This is a genomic window from Archangium violaceum (assembly GCF_016887565.1).
In the GTDB taxonomy this organism is placed as follows: domain Bacteria; phylum Myxococcota; class Myxococcia; order Myxococcales; family Myxococcaceae; genus Archangium; species Archangium violaceum_B.
Genome location: NZ_CP069396.1, coordinates 12448497 through 12462253 on the forward strand (window position 1 = coordinate 12448497; position 13757 = coordinate 12462253).

General features: G+C 71.4%; 8 protein-coding genes. 7 read left to right on the forward strand and 1 reads right to left on the reverse strand.

Annotation, left to right across the window (positions count from 1 at the left end):
* A complete protein-coding gene (locus tag JRI60_RS49745; RefSeq protein WP_204223167.1) occupies positions 1–2298 on the forward strand; it encodes a hypothetical protein in 2298 nt (765 codons plus the stop codon).
* A gap of 10 nt (positions 2299–2308) precedes the next feature.
* Complete coding sequence (locus JRI60_RS49750) at positions 2309–4186, forward strand: sensor histidine kinase (protein WP_204223168.1); 1878 nt, start codon at positions 2309–2311, stop codon at positions 4184–4186.
* 51 nt (positions 4187–4237) lie between these two features.
* Here the strand turns inward: JRI60_RS49750 and JRI60_RS49755 are convergent, their stop codons facing one another.
* Positions 4238–4633, reverse strand: coding sequence for a hypothetical protein (locus JRI60_RS49755; RefSeq protein ID WP_204223169.1), 396 nt, complete (start codon positions 4631–4633; stop codon positions 4238–4240).
* A 178-nt stretch (positions 4634–4811) separates the two neighbouring features.
* Between JRI60_RS49755 and JRI60_RS49760 the strand changes: the two genes are divergently transcribed.
* Genes JRI60_RS49760 through JRI60_RS49780 form a run of 5 tightly spaced genes read left to right on the forward strand, consistent with a single transcriptional unit; the run spans position 4812 to position 13752 of the window.
* Positions 4812–5483, forward strand: coding sequence for a cobalamin B12-binding domain-containing protein (locus tag JRI60_RS49760; RefSeq protein ID WP_204223170.1), 672 nt, complete (start codon positions 4812–4814; stop codon positions 5481–5483).
* 2 nt (positions 5484–5485) lie between these two features.
* Positions 5486–6202 carry a hypothetical protein gene (locus tag JRI60_RS49765; protein ID WP_204223171.1) on the forward strand — a complete coding sequence of 239 codons (717 nt, stop codon included), beginning with the start codon at positions 5486–5488 and terminating at the stop codon, positions 6200–6202.
* Positions 6199–8235, forward strand: a complete 2037-nt coding sequence (locus JRI60_RS49770) for a hybrid sensor histidine kinase/response regulator (protein WP_204223172.1) — start codon at positions 6199–6201, stop codon at positions 8233–8235. Before JRI60_RS49765 ends, JRI60_RS49770 begins: the two co-directional genes overlap by 4 nt.
* A 1-nt stretch (position 8236) precedes the next feature.
* Complete coding sequence (locus JRI60_RS49775; RefSeq protein ID WP_204229441.1) at positions 8237–9766, forward strand: response regulator; 1530 nt, start codon at positions 8237–8239, stop codon at positions 9764–9766.
* Between the two features lie 50 nt (positions 9767–9816).
* A complete protein-coding gene (locus tag JRI60_RS49780) occupies positions 9817–13752 on the forward strand; it encodes a protein kinase domain-containing protein (RefSeq protein ID WP_204223173.1) in 3936 nt (1311 codons plus the stop codon).
* The last annotated feature ends 5 nt before the right edge of the window (positions 13753–13757 follow it).

Genomic DNA, 13757 nt, shown 5'->3' on the forward strand with positions numbered 1-13757 from the left:
ATGCGCTCCCCCGCCCTCTGCCTCATGCTGGTCTGCGTGCTGTCCTGCGCCTCCCGCCAGGACGCGCCCCGCCTCGACAAGGTGTCCCCGGACCAGACGCTGTTCGGCTCGCCCGAGCGCCTGCTGCTCTCCGGCTCGTTCACGACGGACCTCGCGGTGGACCTGGGCTCCGACGCACCGCCCTCGGTGGAGAACCGCTTCGAGGTGCGCATCGGCCCCGAGCTCGCCTACGCCGTGCGCCTGCGCTCCCGCGACACGCTGGAGGCCACCGCGCCCGCCACCCTGCCCCCGGGCCGCCACGACATCACCGTCACCGACGCCCAGGGCCGCTCCTTCACCCTGCCCGAGGCCCTCGAGGTCATCGACCGGGACGTGCACCGCCTCGTCTTCGTCACGTCGATGCGCTCGGCGCACCCCGGCGAGTGGACGGAGCCCATCCGCCTCGAGCTGAGGGACCCCGCGGGCCAGCCCGCCCCCACCTCCACTCAGCGCACGCTGCGCATCTCGAGCGACTCCTACACCGGCCGCTTCGCCCGGCTCGGCGGGGAGGAGGAGGCCCAGCCGGAGCTGGAGGTGACGCTCGCGCCGGGCGAGTGGGGGCTGGATCTCTACTACCAGGACTCCACGCCCGGCTATCACACGCTGGAGTCCAGCAGTCAGGGCCTGCCCTCCATCGCCCAGACGGTGGCGGTGGGGCGGCTGGGCCCGCCAACGGCGGTGCGCTACACCCGCGTGCCCTCCTGGCCGCTGAGGGCCGGAGAGCCGGCGGTGCTCGCCGTGGATGTGCTGGACGACAGCGGTGGCCCGGCCTCGCTCCCGGCCACGGGCATCCTGCTGGAGCTGAGCACCTCCTCGCCCGCGGGAGGCCTGGCCGTCAACCAGGGGGACCCGTACCACCCCGCGCTCTCCTTCATCCTCCAGGGCTCGCGGGGCCGGCTGCCCATCCTCTACCTCGACACGCACAGCTCGGCCGAGGTGTGGCTGACGGCCAAGGCGCTCAACCGCGACACGCTCACCCCGCTCGAGTCGGACCGGGTGAACCTCCGGGTGGAGCCCGGGCCCACCCGCCACTTCGAGGTGCTGCGCGCCGGCACCGGGCCCCTGCAGGCGGGCATCCCCGAGCGCTTCACCGTCCAGGCCCAGGACGACTGGGGCAATCCCACGTCCTTCCAGGGCACGGTGCTGCTGGAGGCCTTCCCCGCCGACCCGGACTTCCATCCCAACAGCGTCGGGCTCGAGGCGGGCAGGGCCTCCTTCACCGCCAGCTTCACCCGGGTGCAGATGGTGTCCGTGATGGCGACGGACCCCAACGCGCCCACCGTGCGTGGCGCCTCCGCGGAGCTCTCCATCCGCCCCGGCATGCCCGTGCGCCTGGCGGTGTCCACCGTGGAGGGCCCCCAGCAGGCCGGCAGGCCCTTCTCCCTCCTGCTCGAGGCGCTGGACCGCTATGGCAACCGCGCGGAGACGCCCCTGTCCGTGACGCTCTCCGCCTCGGGTGTCCCCGAGGGCGCGCTGAGCCCCACCACCAGCGGCGACTTCAGGGGAGCCATCACCCTGCCGGTGACGATCACCTCCGCCCTGGACGAGACCCGCCTCACCCTCACCGAGGGCACGCCCGACGCACCCGGAGCGCTGAGCGCCACCACCGGGAACTTCGCCGTGCTCCCGGGCCCCACGCAGCGCTTCGTGGTGGAGGACACGACCAGTCCCCAGAGGGCGGACAAAGCCTTCGCGGTGCGCATCCGCGCGGTGGACACCTACGGCAACCTCACCCGGGACGTGCACGACCTGCAGCTCGGCGCCGATGGTGTCCACGCGCACCTCTTCTCGCCCACCTCCTTGTCCGGCTTCCAGGGCAGGGCCGACGTGATGGTCACCCTCTGGCAGGCCACTCCCAGCACGCGGGTGCTCGTCAGCAACATCACGAACACCCTCAAGGGACAGCAGGTCGGCGGCTTCGCCGTGTCGCCGAGTGACTTCGCCGGCTACCTGTTCCAGAAACCCGTCTGCATCGCCGACGGGGACCGGTGGAGGCTCACCCTGACCGCCGTGGACAAGTGGAACAACTTCGTCCCCGACTACACGGGAACGGCCCGGCTCACGCTGGCGCCGTTCGGCACCATCAACCCCACCACCACGCGCGCCTTCAGCGCGGGCACCCTCACCGAGTCCAACGTGGTGCTCGAGGGAGTGACGGGCCGCGCGCCCAACTCCTGCCTGCAGCTCACCGCCACCGACACCGTGGACGCCAACAAGTCGACGACGACGTGCCTCAACCTGCAGACGAGCTGCCCATGAGCCCGCGCCCATGAGAATCCGCTCCCGGCTGCTGCTGCTGCTCATCGCCACCGCCGCGGTGCCCACGCTCGCCATGGGACTGCTGGCCTGGCGCGACGCGGAGCGGGCACTCGGGGAGGCCGTCGCCGAACAGTACCGGCGCAGCGCGCGGGCCGAGGCCGAGCACGCCTCCACCTATGTCCTCTCGCTCGCCACGGAGCTCGGGAGCGCCCTGCTGCATCTGGACCCGGAGAAGCTCGGGCCCGCCGAGGCCCAGGAGTTCCTCGCCCGCGTCTTCCTGCGGCGGGACGGCATCGCCCTGGTGGGGCTCTTCGATGGACAGGGGCGGATGACGGCCTCCGTCTTCGTGGACGACCTGGAGGCCTTCGCGCGGCAGGAGCCGCAGTTCCGCCGCCATGACACCGTGGCCGCCGAGGAGGTGGAGGACTTCCGGCGCCGGGCCGCGGAGCTGCTCTCCCGGGTGCCCGCGGGCCGCGCGTACGCCATCTCCGCGCCCTACCTCACCGCCGTGCGCCAGCGGCCCGCGGTGGTGGTGGTGGCGCTCGGACCCCGGGGAGGCGCGGGAGGGCTGGCCGCCGAGCTGGGCCTGAAGGAGCTCGCCCAACGGCTCACCGCCAGTGGGGAGGGGAGCGAGCGCGTCTTCCTGTTGGATGGAGAGGGCCGGCTGCTGCTGAGCGGAGACCCGGAGCGCGAGCGCCGCCGCGAGGCGTTCGCCGCGAGGCTGCCGGGAGCACCGGGCGCCCAGCGGACGGGGCAGGCGGATTACGAGGAGGAGGGCCGCACGTGGCTGGCGGCCTACAGCCCGGTGCCCGAGCTGGACTGGGTGGCGGTGGTGGCCCGTCCGCGCGAGGCGGCGCTCGCGCCGTTGCATGCACTGGCGCGCAACACCTTCGGGGTGCTCGGACTGACGCTGGTGGGCGTGCTGGTGCTGGCCTTGCTGCTGGCCCGGGCCATGGCACGCCCCATCGCCCGGCTGGCCGGGGGCGCGCGGGAGCTCGCCCGGGGCAACCTCGGCCACCGCATCTCCCTGTCGCGCCGGGACGAGCTGGGAGACCTGGCCCGCACCTTCAATGACATGGGCCATGCGCTGGAGGTGGCGCACCGCGAGCTGCTGGGCTTCAACGAGCAACTGCAGAACCAGGTGGAGGAGCGCACCCGGGAGCTGCAGAAGACGCAGGCACAGCTCTCGCGCAGCCAGCGCCTGGCGGCCATGGGAGACCTGGCGGCCGGCATGGCGCACGAGATGAACAACCCGCTCGCCGCCATCCTGGGCAACGTGCAGTTGCTGTTGATGGACCTGCCGGAGGAGGACCCCTCGCGGAGGATGCTCTCCGCCGTGCTCCAGCAGGCCCAGCGCATCGCCAACATCGTCCGCGAGCTGCAATTGCTGGTGGAGCGGCAGCACTTCGGACGCACGCCGCTGGACCTGCACAAGATGCTGCAACGCGTCCTGGATGCGCGGGGCGCGGACCTGTCGGCGGCGGGCGTGCGGGTGACGTGCGAGTTCTACCCCGGGGAGGTGAAGGTGCTCGGAGACCAGCAGGCGCTGAGCGACGTCTTCGGCCGGCTGCTGGGCAATGCGCTCAATGCCTTGAAGGACAGGCCGGAGCGAAACCTCACGCTGGTCACGCAGCGGGTGGACGCGCAGATGGTGAAGGTGGAGATACGGGACACGGGCCGGGGCATTCCCCGCGAGCACCTGGAGCGCATCTTCAATCCCTTCTTCACCACCAAGCAGCAATGGAGCGGAAAGGGCCTGTCGCTGGCGGTGTGCCATCGGGTCATCGAGGACCACGGAGGCACCATCACCCTGCAAAGCGACCAGGGAGTGGGGACGACCGTGACGTTGATGCTCCCCACGGCCCCCATCCCCCCGCCGCTCGTCTGAGCAAGCTCCCTCTCCCTCTGGGAGAGGGCTGGGGTGAGGGTCTACCCGCCGTCACTCCCCGCGCGCCTGTCGCTCGTGAAGCACCTCCACGTAGTCGCGCAACACGCGGAAGGAATCGCTGTCATAGACGAGGGGGCTGGCGGAAGAGACGTGCTCCTCCAGGGCGAACAGGGAGGAGGTCAGGGCGCGCCAGCCCTCGAGCATCTCCGCGTAGCGGTGCTGTTCGAGCAGGGTGCGGAACGCCTTCACGGAGGGGATGTCCGCGTGACGGTTGAAGGAGCCCCAGCTCCAGGCGCGGGAGAAGAGCTCCTCGGTACTGACCAGACGCAGCTGCTCCTTGTGACGCTGGCTGGCCTCCTTCTCCCTGCGCCAGAAGAAGACGGCCAGGGCAATCCACCCGACGAGGAACAACCCTCCCAGCACTCCGAGCAGCGTGCAGACGCGCATGACCTACCGTTCCCCTCCCTTCACGTACATTCCAAACCTCCTCGCCTGGAGTACGAGCGAGCAAGCGAATCACCCTCCCCCACCCCCTGTGTGGATTTGTTCACTTCCCATGAGTCGTCGACTGGATGGCACTACTCAGGAGTCCATGGACCCGAGTACCTTGCCGCGCTCCCCTCTCATGTCCGCGCCCTCATCCCTGATTCACGACACCATCGCCGCGCTCCGGGAGTCCTACCTTTCCGCCCAGCTCAAGGGAAACCGCCGCGAGGCCCTCCGCCTCCTGGTGGATGAAGGCATCCTCCGGGGCATCCCCCTGCCCACGCTGCACCTGGAGATCATCCAGGAGGCCCAACGGGAGATCGGCCGGCTCTGGCAGGAGAACCACATCTCCGTGGCCCAGGAGCACCTGGCCACCGCCATCTCCCAGCTCGCCCTGTCACACCTCTACCGACACCTGCCGAGGGACCCGGCCAATGGGCGCACGGTGATGATCTCCTGCGTGGAGGGAGAGCTGCACGAGCTGGGCGCCCGCGTGGCGAGCGACTTCCTGGAAATGGCGGGCTTCGATGTACGCTTCCTGGGGGCGAATGTCCCCACGGAGCACGTGGTGCGCGAGGTGCGTGCGCAGAAACCCGATTTGCTGGCGCTCTCGGTCACCATGACGTACCACATCCCGGCATTGCGTCAGGCGGTGGCGGCGGTACGCGAGGTAGCGCCGTTGTTGCCTCTGGCCGTAGGGGGGTTGGCCTTCACCTGGGTACCCGGGCTGGAAGCGGAATTGGGAGTCCCCTTCTTCGGTAAGGACGCGCGCGAGCTGGTGGCGGCGGCCTGCAGGATGTTCGAGGTCTAGGCATGCAGTCACTCGCCCGGCAGGTAGAGGCACGAGCCCAGGGGCTCGCCGAGGCATCCGTGTCGGGGCTCTACGAAGACCCCTTCTGGTTCGCGCGGTACGGCGAGGAGCGGGCGCGCCGTTTCGGCGGCGAGGACGCGCTCTTCCACGTGCGCTACCTGGTGCAGGCGCTGGATGCGAAGGACGCGGGGGTGATGGAGCGCTATGCGCGCTGGCTGCAGGGGCTGCTGGTGCCTCGCGGCATGAGCTCGCGCCACATCGCCTGGCACTTCCAGGGGCTGCACGACGCGCTGGTGCGCGAGGGGCTCACGGAGCCGGCCCAGGCGCTGGAGTACATGCGCGCGGCCATCGCGGCGCTGGAGTGGAGCGAGGACTCCGCGCGCGCCGTGCACGCGGCCCTGCCCCGGCTGGTGGCGCACGCGCTGCGCGAGCTGGCGGAGCGGGTGCCCGCGACGCGCGGGCAGGAGGAGCGCCTGCGTGACGAGCTGACGTTGCAGCTGTCGTACCTGATGGACGCGCTCGGGGTGAAGCGGCCCGGGCTCTTCGCGGAGCATGCGCGGTGGTACGCGGGCTTCTGGCCCCAACGGGGCCTGCCCTGCGACTACCGCACGCTGTTGGAGACGCTGGAGGCGGCGCTGGCACACGAGCCCTCCGTGACGGAGACGCCCCGTGTGACGATGGCCAACGGGCTCACCGCCCTGGCAAAGGACCCGTCATGACGACGCCCATCCCCGCGCCCTTGTGGCACTTCTTGAGCCGCGAGGTGGCGTTGGTGTGCGACGCCTCCGGCTCCATCACCTGGGGGGACGAGCGCGCGGTGCGGATGCTGGAGTGCACTCCGGGCCAACCCCTGCGCAAGCTGGCGGCCCAGGGCACCGAGGACAAGGTGGACCGGCTCATCACCCTGGCCCGTGACGAGCGGGTGGAGGGCTGGGAGGTCATCCTGTGCGTGGGGGGCATGCCGCGCACGTTCGCCTTCCGGGGCGCCCCGCATGAGGGGGGCTCGGCGTTGGTGGGCAGCCTGGTGACGGAGGACTATGCCGCGTCGCTCTCGCAGGTGAGCGAGACGATGAGCGAGCTGGCGGCGCTGCACCGCGAGACGGAGCGCCAGCAGCGCGAGCTCAAGCGGCGCGCGGACGAGCTGGCCCTGCTCAACCGGGACCTGGAGGAGTCCAACCGCGGCGTGCGCACGCTGCACGCCGAGCTGGACGAGAAGACGGAGAGCCTGGTGCGCGCCGCGGAGATCAAGAGCCGCGTGGTGGCCAACGTGAGCCACGAGTTCCGCACCCCGCTGCACTCCATCCTCGGCCTGGCGCGGCTGCTGCTCAACCCCGCCAACGGCAGCCTCACCGTGGAGCAGCAGAAGCAGGTGCAGTTCATCCGCACCTCGGGCGAGGCCCTCTTCGAGCTGGTGAACGACCTGTTGGACCTGTCGAAGATGGAGTCCGGCAAGGCGACGCTGCGGCCCCTGCGCTTCAGCGCCTCGGACTTCCTGGGCGCGCTGCGCGGGATGATGCGGCCGCTGGTGCCGGTGGACTCGCCGGTGGAGCTGCGCTTCGAGGAGCCACCTGGAGAGCTGCTGCTGGAGACGGACGAGGCCAAGGTGAGCCAGGTGCTGCGCAACCTGGTGTCCAACGCGCTGAAGTTCACGGAGACGGGCCACGTCACCGTCTCGGCCGAGCTGGCGCCGGACGATCGGGTGTGCTTCCAGGTGCGCGACACGGGCATTGGCATCTCGCCGGAGCTCCACGAGCGCATCTTCGAGGAGTTCACCCAGGTGGAGAGCCCGCTGCAGAAGAAGGTGAAGGGTACGGGCCTGGGGCTGGCGCTGTCGCGGCGGCTGGCGGAGTTCCTCGGCGGCAGCCTCACGGTGCAGAGCACGCCGGGCCGGGGCTCCACCTTCACGCTCCTCATCCCCCGGGTGCACCCGGAGGTGGAGGCGATGGTGAGCCTGGCCGAGCGCAGCCAGCACCTGGAGCCGGGCCGCGCGCCGGTGCTGGTGCTGGAGGACGACCGGCAGACGCTCTTCCTCTACGAGAAGTACCTGGAGCGCTCGGGCTTCCAGGTGCTGCCAGTGCGCACGGTGGACGAGGCACGGCGCACGCTGCAGCGGGTGCGCCCGGCCGCCATCGTCATGGACGTCATGCTGGAAGGAGAGACGAGCTGGGGCTTCCTCTCCGAGCTCAAGGGCAACGAGGCCACGCGCGACATCCCCACCCTGGTGGTGACGCTCATGGACCGCGAGCACAAGGCGCGCGCGCTGGGCGCGGACGAGTTCTGGCTCAAGCCGGTGGTCGAGGAGCAGCTGCTGCGCAAGCTGGCGGCCATGGCGCGCACGGGCCCCGTGCACAAGCTGCTCATCATCGACGACGACGACGTGCACCGCTACCTGCTGCGGCAACTGCTCAAGGACACGCCCTACGTGCTGTCCGAGGCGGCCACCGGGCCCGAGGGCATCCGGCTGGCGCGCGAGCAGCGGCCGGACCTCATCTTCCTGGACTTCGTGCTCCCGGACATGACGGCCTTCGACGTGCTGGACGACTTGAAGGCGGACCCCATCACGCGCGACATCCCCGTCATCCTCCACACCTCGCGGCAGTTGCAGGAGGAGGAGCGGCAGCGGTTGGCGAAGGAGACGGCGATCATCCTGGCCAAACACACGCTGAGCCGCGAGGTCGCCATCAGCCGCATCCGGGACGCCCTCCACAAGACGGGTCTGGGCACCAATCAGGGAGAGGGCCGCCGTGGCTGACATGAGCTTTTCCGCGACCATTCTCAACGTCAACGACGACGAGGCGACCCGCTATCTGTCCACGCGCACGCTGAAGATGGCGGGCTACAAGGTGGTGGAGGCGGCCACGGGCCATGAGGCGCTGCGGCTGGCCCAGGAAGTCCGCCCGGACGTGGTGGTGCTGGACGTGAAGCTGCCGGACATCAGCGGCTACGAGGTGTGCAAGCGCCTGCGGGCCAACCCGGAGACGGCCTCCATCGCGGTGATGCACACCTCGGCCACCTACGTGACGCCGGACAAGAAGGTGCGCGGGCTGGAGGGCGGCGCGGACGCCTACCTCACCGAGCCCTTCGAGGGCGAGGAGCTCGTCGCCACCGTGCGCTCGCTGTTGCGCATGCGGCGCGCGGAGCAGCAGCTGCGCCGGCGCACCGAGTCCCTGGAGGAGGCGGACCGGCGCAAGGACCTGTTCCTGGCCATGCTCGCCCACGAGCTGCGCAACCCCCTGGCCGCCATCACCACCGCCGTGGGCATCCTGGATCGCCGCCCGCCGGTGGACCCCAAGGAGGGGCGGATGATCTCCATCATCCAGCGCCAGACGAACCACCTGGCGCGGCTGGTGGACGACCTGCTGGACGTGAGCCGGATGACGCGCGGCAAGGTGGAACTGCGCCGGACGCGCTTGGACCTGCGGGGCGTGATGGAGCAGGTGCTGACGGTGTTCCGCCCCCTGGCCGACAACCGCAAGCTGACGCTCGAGTCCCACCTGACGGCGGTGCCGCTGTGGATGGAGGCGGACACGACGCGGCTGGAGCAGATCTTCACCAACCTGCTGGACAACGCGACGAAGTACACGGACGCGGGTGGAGCCATCCAGGTGCGGGTGGAGCCGGTGGCGCGCAACGGGCTCGCGGGAGCGGTGGTGCGGGTGAAGGACACGGGCATCGGCATCCGCTCGGACATCCTGCCCTCGGTGTTCGACCTGTTCGCGCAGGCGGACGAGTCGCTGGAGCGCACACGCGGGGGCCTGGGCATCGGCCTGACGCTGGTGCGCAGCCTGGTGGAGCTGCACGGAGGCCAGGTGGAGGCGCACAGCGATGGCCCGGGCCAGGGCAGCGAGTTCACCGTGTGGCTGCCGCTGCTGCCGGAGGCCTCGGAGCAGGAGCCGCGCGACGTGGTGATGCCGGACCTGGTGAAGCGCCGCCGGCACATCCTGCTGGTGGAGGACAACGCGGACGCGCGGCAGGCGCTGCAGGATTTGCTCGAGACCTGGGGCCATCGGGTGGAAGTGGCGGCGGACGGGCTGCGCGGGTTGGAGCTGGCGGTGCAGCGCACGCCGGAGCTGGCGCTGGTGGACATCGGGCTGCCGGGACTGGACGGCTACCGGGTGGCGGAGGAGCTGCGGGCGAAGATGGGCCGGGCCATCCGGCTGGTGGCGCTCACCGGCTACGGCGGGACGGAGGACCAGACGCGGGCGCGCCAGGCGGGCTTCGACCTGCACCTGGTGAAGCCGGTGCGGCCGGACGACCTGGACCGGCTCCTGTCGCAACTGTGAGCATTGCCCCCATGCCCTGGTGGTCCCTAGCTTGAAGGCTGGGGGCTGCCATGTCTGGGAATACCGGCCGCGACGATGAGGGAGCGTCCACGGTCTCCGGCTTCGAGGACTCGGATTTCGGCGACGACCTGATGCGGGTGGTCACCCGGGGGCCGGCCCTGCTTCGCACGCCGGTGTCCGGGCAGTGGCTGGGAGGCCAGGACGGCCGCCGCTTCCAGGTGCTCGAGTCGCTGGGCGGAGGGGGCATGGGCCAGGTGTTCCGCGCATGGGATGCCCAGCTGAGACGCGAGGTGGCGCTCAAGTTCCTGCTCCCTCGCGCGCCCTCGGACGATGAGGAGCAGCTGATCTCCCTGCTGAGGAAGGAAGCGCGGGCCGTCGCGCAGCTGGCCCACGCCAACATCGTCCGCCTCTTCGACGTCTCCGAGTGGCGCGAGGCCGCGTGGGAACCACGAGTCCCCTTCCTCGTCATGGAGTACCTGGAGGGCGAGTCGCTCTCGGCGGTGCTGCGGCGCGAGCAGCGGCTGGCGCCACGGCACGCCCTGGAGTTGCTGGCCGGCATCGCCGCCGGGCTCGCGCACGCCCACGAGCACCACGTCATCCACCGGGACCTCAAGCCGGGCAACGTCTTCGTCACCCGTCAGGGCGAGGTGAAGCTGCTCGACTTCGGCCTGGCGTGGCTGCTGGCGGAGCGGGACGCGCCCGGACTGGACCTGCCCACCGCCGGCACGCCAGCCTACATGGCGCCGGAGCAATGGCGGGGAGGACGGCAGGACGAGCGGACCGACCTCTGGGCCGCGGGCATCGTGCTGTACGAGATGCTCACCGGAGCTCCCCCCTACCCGAGCGACAGCCTGCCGGAGCTGCGCGAGCGGGTGCTCTCCGACGAGCCCGTGCCCCCGGTGCGCGAGCGCCGGCCGGAGCTGCCCCGGGAGCTGGAGCCGCTGGTGTCCACGCTGCTGGCCAAGGCCCCCGAGCGTCGCTATCAGACGGCGCGGGAGCTGGGCGAGGAGCTGCGTGAGCTGGAGGAGCGATGGGGCGCCCGGGGACAGGCACCGCGCCCCCCGGCTCCCGAGCGCCGGCAGGTGACGCTGGTGTCCTTGCGGCTCACCGGGGCCGGGCTGGCGCGGGCGCTGGACACCGAGGACGTCGGCGAGTGGGAGGAGGCCTTCCACCAGCGCTGCGAGGAGCTCGTCCAGCAGCGGGGGGGCTCCATCGCCCTGTACCTCGGTGACGAGGTGCTGGCCTGCTTCGGCTACCCGGTGGCGAGCGAGGAGGACTCGCGGAGCGCGGTCCAGGTGGGGCTCGCCCTGGCTCGGGAAGCGCTGGCCGTGAAGGTGGGCATCCACACGGGCCGGGTGACGTTGGGCGGGCAAGGCCCGGAGGACCGGGGCCGGGCGCTCGCGATGAGGGGCGAGGCACCGAAGGTGGCCTCCTGGCTGGCGGGCCTGGCCGAGCCCCACACCGTGCTCGTCAGCGAGGCCACCTGGTCGCTGGTGCGTGGGACGTTCGAGGCCGAGGCACTCGGAGCCCGCGACTACCAGGGCCTCGCGGGGACGCGGCGCCTGGGCCTGCACCGGGTGCTGCGCGAGCGGCCGGCGACGTTCCGGTTCGAGCGGGTGCTCGCCGCTGGCGGCCTCACGCCGCTGGTGGGACGGGAGGACGAGCTGCGACGGCTCCTCGCGTACTGGAACGAGGCCCGCGGTGGGCGGGGAGCCTCCGTGCTCGTCCTGGGCGAGGCGGGCCTCGGCAAGTCCCGCCTCATCCAGGAGTTGCGCGAGCGGGTCCGCCAGGAGCCGTGCGTCTACTTCCAGTGCCAGTGCTGGCCGCGGTCGAGCACCAGCCCCTTCCATCCGCTCATCGAGCTGTCGCGGCGCCTCCTCCCCCGGGGCGTGGCCCCTCCACCGGGCACGCTGGGGCTGTCACCGGAGCACGCCTCGCTCCTGGCCCACCTCCTCTCCCTGCCCGACCCCACGGGCGCGCCCCCGCTCCAACTCTCGCTGGAGCTCCGCGAGGAGCGCACCTTCGAGGCCGTGGCGGCGCTGCTGTCCCACGTGGCCCGCGAGCGGCCGGTGCTCGGCGTGGTGGAGGACCTGCACTGGGCGGACCCCTCCACGCTGGAGCTGCTCGGCTACCTCCTGGAGCGCCTGGAGCGGGAGCGCGTCCTGCTCGTCCTCAGCGCCCGGCCCGAGCTCCATCCCTCCTGGCCCTCGCGCCCGTGGATGCACCGGCTCGCGCTGGAGCGGCTGCCACCAGAGCTCACCGCCACCCTGGTGCGCGAGTCCGCCCACGGCCGGGAGCTGTCCCCGGAGCAGGTCCAGCAGCTCGTCGCCAGGACGGACGGCATTCCCCTCTTCGTGGAGGAGATGACGCGCATGGTGCTGGAGCACGGGACGCCCGGCGCCATCCCCATCACCCTCGACGAGCTGCTCAGGGCGAGGCTGGACCTGCTGCCCTCCCGACAGAAGGCATTGGCCTGGTCCTGCGCGGCGCTCGGGCGCGGCTTCTCCGTGGAGCTGCTGACCACGCTGACGCGCAGGGACCCGCTGACGCTGCGACGCGACCTGGAGGCGTTGGTGGCCGAGGGGCTGCTGCAACCGCGGGACGATGACACCGGGCCCGGCTACCAGTTCCGTCATGCCCTCCTCCAGGACGCGGCCAGGGAGTCGCAGCCACGGGGCGCGCACCGGCAGCTCCACCAGCGCATCACCCGGGCCCTGCTGGAGCAATCCCCCGAGGTGGTGGATACGCAACCGGAGCGGCTCGCCTACCACTACACCGAAGCCGGCGATTACTCCCGGGCCATTGCCTTCTGGACGCGGGCCGGGCAGCGCGCCAGCCTGCGCTCGCCCAACCAGGAGGCGGCGAGCCACTTCCAGCAGGCACTGCGGCTGCTGCCCCTGCTGCCCGACACCCCCTGGCGACTCCAGGAGGAGTTGCGGCTGCTCATCCTCCTGGGCGTGCCACTGGCCCAGGTGCACGGCTACTACTCGCCCGAGGTGGAGCGGACGTACACCCGGGCACTCGCGCTCCTCCCCCGGGTGGGCGAGGCGCTGCCCCGGCTGCGGCTGTCCTTCTTCGGGCTCTTCTCCTACTTCTTCTCCCGGACGGAGTACGCGCGCGCGCACGAGCTGGCCACGATGCTCGTGACGCTGGGCGAGCGCCACGAGGACCAGGAGCTGCTCGCCCTGGGACACCGCATGATGGCGGCGGACTTCTTCGCCTGGGGCGACATGGCCGCCTCGCTGGAGCAGCTCGCGCGGATGCCGGCGTGCTCGGGCTTCTCACCCGAGGAGCAGCGGGCCATGGCCGAGCGGCAGTGGATCGACCCGTGCGCCACGGGGTTGGCCGTCGCGGCCATGGCGCACGCGGTGCTCGGACACGAGGAGGAGTCCCTGCGCGCCAGCCAGGAGGCGCTGGAGCTGGCGGAACGCATCGGCCACGCGCACACGTCCGCCAGCGTGCTGACGTACATCGCCGAGGCCTGTCAGCTCCGCGGGGACGTGCGGCGTGCCCTGGACTGGTCCTATGCGGCCCTCGCGATCGCGCGTGAGCACGGGTTCCGGGGCTATCAGTCCTGGGCCACGATCATCCGGGGCTGGGCCTGGGGCGCGCAGGGGCATGCCCAGGAGGGGTTGCGGTCCATCCGCGAGGCCCTCACGGGCTGGGACGCCCCGGGTGCCAGGACCAACAAGCTCCACATGGAGTTCGGCGTGATGGCGGAGCTGCACCTGAAGCTGGGGCAACCCCGCGAGGCCCTGGCAATGAGCACCGAGGCGCTGAGGAAGCTCGAGCCGGGGGGCCAGCACTTCTACGACGCCGAGCTGCACCGGCTGCGAGGCGAGGCCCTGCGGGCACTGGGCCATGAGCCGGAGGCCCGCGAGAGCTTCCTCCAGGCCCTCCGGACGGCTCGCCAGCAGGGCGCGCGCACCTTCGAGCGGCGGGCGCTGGAGCGCCTGGGCGAGCACCCACTGGAGCAGCACGTGTAGAGCGG

Coding starts and splice junctions, on each gene's coding strand:
- JRI60_RS49745 (WP_204223167.1), top strand. CDS start 1: ATGCGCTCCCCCGCCCTCTGCCTCATGCTGGTCTGCGTGCTGTCCTGC.
- JRI60_RS49750 (WP_204223168.1), top strand. CDS start 2,309: ATGAGAATCCGCTCCCGGCTGCTGCTGCTGCTCATCGCCACCGCCGCG.
- JRI60_RS49755 (WP_204223169.1), bottom strand. CDS start 4,633: ATGCGCGTCTGCACGCTGCTCGGAGTGCTGGGAGGGTTGTTCCTCGTC.
- JRI60_RS49760 (WP_204223170.1), top strand. CDS start 4,812: ATGTCCGCGCCCTCATCCCTGATTCACGACACCATCGCCGCGCTCCGG.
- JRI60_RS49765 (WP_204223171.1), top strand. CDS start 5,486: ATGCAGTCACTCGCCCGGCAGGTAGAGGCACGAGCCCAGGGGCTCGCC.
- JRI60_RS49770 (WP_204223172.1), top strand. CDS start 6,199: ATGACGACGCCCATCCCCGCGCCCTTGTGGCACTTCTTGAGCCGCGAG.
- JRI60_RS49775 (WP_204229441.1), top strand. CDS start 8,237: ATGAGCTTTTCCGCGACCATTCTCAACGTCAACGACGACGAGGCGACC.
- JRI60_RS49780 (WP_204223173.1), top strand. CDS start 9,817: ATGTCTGGGAATACCGGCCGCGACGATGAGGGAGCGTCCACGGTCTCC.